This is a genomic window from Mesorhizobium sp. M7A.F.Ca.US.005.03.2.1, from assembly GCF_003997795.1.
In the GTDB taxonomy this organism is placed as follows: Bacteria; Pseudomonadota; Alphaproteobacteria; order Rhizobiales; family Rhizobiaceae; genus Mesorhizobium; species Mesorhizobium ciceri.
The window spans coordinates 1-6,269 of record NZ_RZRP01000348.1 but is presented as its reverse complement, the minus strand read 5'-3'; the positions used below and the strand labels follow the sequence as shown (position 1 = coordinate 6,269).

General features: G+C 61.8%; 4 protein-coding genes and 1 pseudogene. All 5 read right to left on the bottom strand.

The annotated features are described in order from the left end of the window. The coding region (locus EN991_RS19535; protein ID WP_127369344.1) for a formate--tetrahydrofolate ligase at positions 1–999 on the bottom strand (999 nt) is incomplete at its 3' end. 313 nt (positions 1,000–1,312) lie between these two features. Next, a complete protein-coding gene (locus EN991_RS19530; RefSeq protein WP_013529949.1) occupies positions 1,313–2,437 on the bottom strand; it encodes a DUF2333 family protein in 1,125 nt (374 codons plus the stop codon). A 104-nt stretch (positions 2,438–2,541) separates the two neighbouring features. After that, positions 2,542–3,846, bottom strand: coding sequence for a DUF6638 family protein (locus tag EN991_RS19525; RefSeq protein WP_127369343.1), 1,305 nt, complete (start codon positions 3,844–3,846; stop codon positions 2,542–2,544). A gap of 42 nt (positions 3,847–3,888) precedes the next feature. Then, positions 3,889–5,799, bottom strand: coding sequence for an ATP-binding protein (locus tag EN991_RS19520; RefSeq protein ID WP_127369342.1), 1,911 nt, complete (start codon positions 5,797–5,799; stop codon positions 3,889–3,891). Between the two features lie 24 nt (positions 5,800–5,823). Beyond that, a pseudogene (locus EN991_RS19515) lies at positions 5,824–6,269 on the bottom strand (hypothetical protein); the annotation flags it as partial.

Here is a 6,269-nt window from a genome sequence, read left to right as displayed (position 1 = left end):
GGTGGAGACGATGACCGCCGCTGCCGGCTTCAAGCCCGCCTGGCGGCACTTGATGTCGAAGAACTTTTCAGCACCCAAATCGGCGCCGAAGCCGGCTTCGGTGACGACGTAGTCGGCGAGCTTGAGCGCCGTCGTGGTGGCGACGACCGAGTTGCAGCCATGCGCGATGTTGGCGAACGGCCCGCCATGCACGAAGGCCGGGTTGTTCTCCAGCGTCTGCACCAGGTTCGGCTGCATGGCGTCCTTCAGCAGCACAGCCATGGCGCCGTCGGCCTTGAGGTCGCGGGCATAGACGGCTGACTTGTCGCGGCGATAGGCGACGATGATGTCGCCGAGGCGCTTTTCCAGGTCCTTCAGGTCGGTCGACAGGCAGAGGATCGCCATGACTTCCGAGGCGACGGTGATGTCGAAACCGCCCTCGCGCGGGAAGCCGTTGGCGACGCCGCCGAGCGAGCAGATGATCTCGCGCAGCGCGCGGTCGTTCATGTCCATGACGCGGCGCCAGACGACCCGGCGGGTGTCGATGCCGAGCTCATTGCCCCAGTAGATGTGGTTGTCGATCAGCGCCGAAAGCAGGTTGTGCGCGGTGGTGATGGCGTGGAAGTCGCCGGTGAAGTGGAGGTTCATGTCCTCCATCGGCACGACCTGCGCATAGCCGCCGCCGGCGGCACCGCCCTTGACGCCGAAGTTCGGGCCGAGCGAAGCCTCGCGGATGCAGACGATCGCCTTCTTGCCGATGCGGTTCAGGCCGTCGCCGAGACCAACCGTGGTCGTGGTCTTGCCTTCGCCGGCCGGCGTCGGGTTGATGGCGGTTACGAGGATCAGCTTGCCGTCCTTGTTGCCCTTCACCGATTTGATGAATTCGGCTGATATCTTGGCCTTGTCGTGGCCGTAGGGCAGCAGGTGTTCGGTCGGGATGCCGATCTTCTGGCCGATCTCCTGGATCTGCTTTTTCCTGGCGCCGCGCGCGATCTCGATGTCGGACTTCACTTCGGCCATGACGGCTTTCCTCTGGATTGGACGGTGGAGGGGACGGGTTTGGTCTTACTGGCAAGCAGGTTGGAACCGGGCGCGGGCATGTTCTAACCCTGTCGCTGCCGCGGCGTCAACTTGTATGCAACTATGTTTCCTCTTGAGAAAATTCTTCTGCGGACCGGCCGACCTGTCGTCGGTTCTTCCTGGCTCCGTTGCCGCGCCGTATAGAAGCCAGAGGACGCGTCGTTCCGCCGTCTCAAAACAGCCGCACAATGCACGGAATGCGACAGAGGCGACGGCGCAAATTCGCCATCGCCTGGTCCCTAATGGAACAGCGCTACTGCGTCAGAACGTTGCTGATTTCGACCATGTTGGAGCGCACCCTGAGCACATAGAAGCCCATCGTCGTCAGATGCGTCGGCAACAGCCAGCCATCCTCGCGGCCATTGGCGATGATGAAAGGCTGGATCTTCAGCGCCGAAACGAACTGCGAGTCCATCGTGTCCCAGAGGTTCTGCAGATGCTTTTCCTTGATGACGTCCTCGAAGTCGGCCTGGGCGCCCTTCATCAGGCCGTAATAGCCATAGAGCTGGCCATAGGCGAACCAGTAGCGGTCGTCGGCGCGGAAGTCGAACCAGCCATTGTTGTGGTTCTCGGCGCGTTCCTTGAGGATCGCCGAGGTCGAGCCGATGTCGGACGAGATGCGGTCGATATACTGTTTCAGATTGTCGGCGCGGGCGTCGAATGTCGCCTGGCAGGTGGCAAGGCGAGCGTTGAAGGAACGCAGCATGCGCACGGCGTCGCGATAGTAGCTCGGCGTCGGTGTCTTGGGGCCGAACGGGTTCAGGCCGAAATACCAGGTCTCCTCGTCGAACTGCAGGTTGCCGCGGGCATTCTGCAGATCGCTGTCGATCTGCGAGGTGGTGCGGACGCGGCCGAGATTGTCGGCGAGTTCAGTCGCCGTGCGCCGCACCGCCTGGTTGATGCCGCGCTGGAAGGAGGCCTTGTTGTCCATCCACGGCGTGTTGTCCCAGTCGATGCCGAACAGGCCGAGCTTGTAGAGGATCATCGACGAGATCCAGGCATTCTGGTTGACGTTGAAGTCGGTCAGGTCGGCGGCGATCTGGGCAATGCCGGAGTTGCCGCAGGTCTTGGCCGTGTCGGTGCCGGCGCCGGCGGAGACCTGTTCGCCAGCGGAGACATTGCGCTTCTCGAACGTGTAGGTGTCTGGATAGTTCGGGTTGAAATTGTTCCACCACTGGGTGGCGTAGAAGAAATTGGCATAGAGGCCGATCAGCACCAGCAGAGCAAGGCCGACCGCCGCCTTGAGGATCCAGCCGCGTTGCGTGTACCAGCGTCCGGCCCACAGGAACGGCCACAGGATGACGCCGATCAAAAGCCCGATACCGCGGCCGATCCACTGGAAAATGCGGGTGAAGAAGTTCACGATCGGATCGAGCATGGCTGTGTCACCCCCTCAAGCATGATGCCAAAAAGTTGCAGACTTTTTGGATAACATTATGCGCCAAAACAAGAAGTTAGAACGAAATAACGGTTCATTTCGTTCTAGTCAGTCAGGCCGTAGAGGCGCGTGCGAAACGCCACCTTGTCCTTCAAATATGTGGTTTTGAGAACGTCCACAACATGCGATCGCCAGGCGTCGCTGAAGCCGCCATAGTCCTTGTAGAAGCCGTCCTTGTTGAAGATGTAGCGCGAGACGAAGTCCGACGGCACGAAATCCGAGATCAGCCGGTTGGTCAGCCAGGCGTCAGGATGGTCAGGCTTGGCGCGGATCACCAGGAAGCGCTGCTGCGGGAAGACATCCTCGATCTTCAGGTGGCCGAGCTGGGCGATCTCGCGCTTGGCGGCGTTGAGGAAAGGGAAATTGCCGTCGCTGGTGATCAGGTCGGCATGGCTCTGGATCCAGGTCTGCAGCCAGACCTTGTCGACATTGGTCAAGTTGCGGTTCGGCTCGGCATCGCGGATCAGCGCGCGCACCACCATCTCGGCGCGGTGCTCGAGATAGCCCGAGGCCTCGACCCAGGAGGCGCGCGGCAACTCGATGCGGCCGGTGGTGGCGAGGAACTTGAATACCTTGTCGGCGTCGTTAATGGAGAGATAGCTGACCTGCCACGGCCGCGAACGGCGGAAGCCTGGCGCCGCAGGATCGCTGATCACCGTCGTCACATCCGGGTCGACGAAGACGTAAAGGCCACCGAAATGGCTGGTCCAGTAGGCGTTGTGGCGGAAGATCACCTGGTCGGGCACCAGCGCGTTCTCGCGGATGTCGCCGCAGATCTTGGCGAGCTCGACCATGCGGTTCAGCATGGCGCTGTCGCGCCAGGCGTCGGGCTCCTGCTTCAACCGGTCGACGAGCTTGCCGAGCTCGGCGGCCTTGCCCAGCACATCCTCAGCCGACAGCACCTTGAACTCGACCTGGCTGATCGACAGCAGGTCCTCGATATCGTTGACCTTGGGAACGGAATCCTCGATCTCGCCGTAGATGACATCCTTGATCGTCAGCGCATCGATGGCGCGCTGGTTCTTGGACATGAACTCGAACATCAGCTGCGAGGTGTTGGAGAAGGCGGTGTGCACCACCGGCAGGTCGATCTGCGACGGCGTCAGGATGATGAAACGGCGGTTGACCTCGTTGGGATCGAGATAGTCGTAGTCGTCGCATTCCTCGGCCACTTCGGGCGAAAAGCCGGTGCGATCGATCTGGAAGGTCTTCAGCTTGGTCGGCTTCAAGCCGAATGCGGCGAGCGCCTTGTTGTAGCGCTGGATCAGATGCGGCTCGTCGACCGTCAGCAGCCGGCCATAGATCAGCTCATTGTCGCGCAGGAGATCGGGTTTTTTGGCGGGGCTCATCTTGCCTTCTCCCACAAGGGGTGAAGGGAAGGCCGGCGCAGCTCACGCATTCCATAGCCCCTTCTTCTTCATCTCCTCCATCTCGCGCGCAGCCCGTTCGCGCAGGCGGGCGTCGCGCAGCAGTTTTTCCACGGCGGAGTCGTCGGACTTGTCGGAATAACGGAACTCCGAGTCGGCGTAGCGGTTGATCTCCTGCATGACCATGTCCATCGAGAACGGCCCGCGCAGTTCCTCGATCATCGCTTTCTTCTCGTCGTAGCCCTTGTGCATGAAGACTTCCGGCTTCTCGAACCAATCGTCGGGAAGCTCGATGTCCATGGCGCGCATCTTGATGGCGTCGGTGACATTCTTGATGGCGCGACCGGTGAAGCGGGGCTCGGCATCCTTGATCAGGTGCAGATAGGTGCCGATATCGGCCATCGATTTCGGCGCGCCGTTCTCCTTCATGTAGCGCTCGTAGACCTTCATCAGCCCATCTTCCTGCGGCTTCTCGTGCTCCTCATAGGCTTCGGTCACGGCGCGCTGGATTTCCTGCGCGGCGTAGAGGTCGTGGTCGCCGAGCGGGATCTTGTGGTTTTTCCCCGCCAGCAGGACAAAAATATCGATGTAGTCGTCGCGGCTCTGCGGCCCGTCGACCAGCCAGCGGGCGCCGGCGCGCTGGCGCAGCGCGTCGTCGACATTTTCGGGGTAGTTGGAGAACATGCCGAATGAGCAGTTGCCGCGCACCACGGTGGCGGCGCCGGCGAAGGCGTCCATCAAGACGCCTGTTATTTCCTGCTGGCCGGCCGAGGCGCGGTCGTCGGAGCGGCGCGCCGCCACCTGGTCGATGTCGTCGATGGTGCCGAAGCCGATGACGCGCGGGTTCAAGACATTGTTGATGAACTGGCGGCAGTTCTGGCCCGACTTGCCCTGGTAGGACGAGATCTGGTCGACGCCGAAATTCTCGTAGGCGAAGGGATAGCCGGCGACCTGGCAATAGCCGTTGACGAGGCCGGCGATCATCTGGATCAGCGTCGTCTTGCCAGTGCCGGGGGCGCCGTCGCCGATGAAGGTGAACAGGAAGCCGCCGAGCTCGACGAACGGATTGAGTTCGCGCTCGAAATCATAGGCCATCAGCATCTTGGCGAGCTTGACCGACTGGTATTTGGCGATGTGGTTGCCGACGACCTCTTCCGGCTTCTTGAAGGTCATCACCAGCGGTTTTGAGCGCTTGCCCGGCGCGACGTCGAAACCATCGAGAGTGAAATCGTCGGCATCGATGCGGATATGGGCGTTCTCGAACGGGCCGATGCCGTCGAAGCGGCCCTTGCGGGCCAGAAGCCCGTCGATGGCGACGCGGGCGAAGGCGCGTGCCCTTGTCATCAAATCGGCATCATCGGACGATCCCGAGATCGCCTTGTCGAGGCCAGCGAGGATCGACTTCACCGCATCCTGCGGCGTGTCGAACAGGAAGTCCGGCTCGGGGATGTCGTTGGGTGCCTCGCCGTCGCTGTCGATCAGCTGGAACAGGTAGGAGGCGAGGCTGAAGGCGGAGAGGTAAGCCGAGGCCGACAGAAGCTTCTTGAAGGTGGCCGCTTCGTCGCCTTCGAGCGGCGCGCGGGTATTCCTGGCCTGCAGGCTTTCGAGGTCGGAGCCTTCGGCAAAGACGTCCGATATGGCCAGCGCGATCGCCGTGCCGCGCCGGGCGCGAAACAGGAGCGTGTGCTGCGGGATGGTCAGCAGCTGGTCGTCGGGATGAACGGCGCCGACGGTCTTGGCCAGCTCGACCTCGCGCGTGCGACGCACCGAGCCGACCGAGACGGTCGAGACGAAGCGGCGGTTGGTGCCGGCAAGCGCGGTGCCGGACTCCCGTGACGGGTCCTCCAGCACGACGATGCGGGTGATGAAGCTCTGCGCGGTGGCGCGGTGCTTCTCGATGGCGGCTTCCGGAATGGTGGTCAGGCCGGTATCCATGAAGGGTGCTCCGTGGTGTGACGGTCAGACGTCTGAGATGACCTGTCCGTTGGACAGGATATGAACCTTGTAGCCGGCAAAAATCTTCTGTGCTTCGCCGGCGGCGTAGAGTGCCTGATAGGCCTCGTGCGGAATCAGCGCATGGTTTTCATAGCTCGACACGCCCTGACGCGCGGCTTCCAGATCATCAGTGTTGATGAAGAATTCCTGCGTTGTCTTCTCACTCGAAAACAGGCCCTTGCGGCCGGGCTTCTCGCTCTTGGAATAGACCTCCTGGATCGTCCAGGTCAAAAGCCAGGCATTTTGCGGCTTGCGCACCTTGGCCAGAACCTCGGTCACCGTCGAATTGTTGTCGGTAATCCCCACCGAATAGAACGGGCCGAGCACGACGCGGCGCAGCTGCTTGGGGTGCAGCGGTTCGAAATCCTTGTCGAGGTTGACCGCGATGGTTGCCGGCGACAGCGTATAGG

Coding starts and splice junctions, on each gene's coding strand:
- EN991_RS19530 (WP_013529949.1), bottom strand. CDS start 2,437: ATGCTCGATCCGATCGTGAACTTCTTCACCCGCATTTTCCAGTGGATC.
- EN991_RS19525 (WP_127369343.1), bottom strand. CDS start 3,846: ATGAGCCCCGCCAAAAAACCCGATCTCCTGCGCGACAATGAGCTGATC.
- EN991_RS19520 (WP_127369342.1), bottom strand. CDS start 5,799: ATGGATACCGGCCTGACCACCATTCCGGAAGCCGCCATCGAGAAGCAC.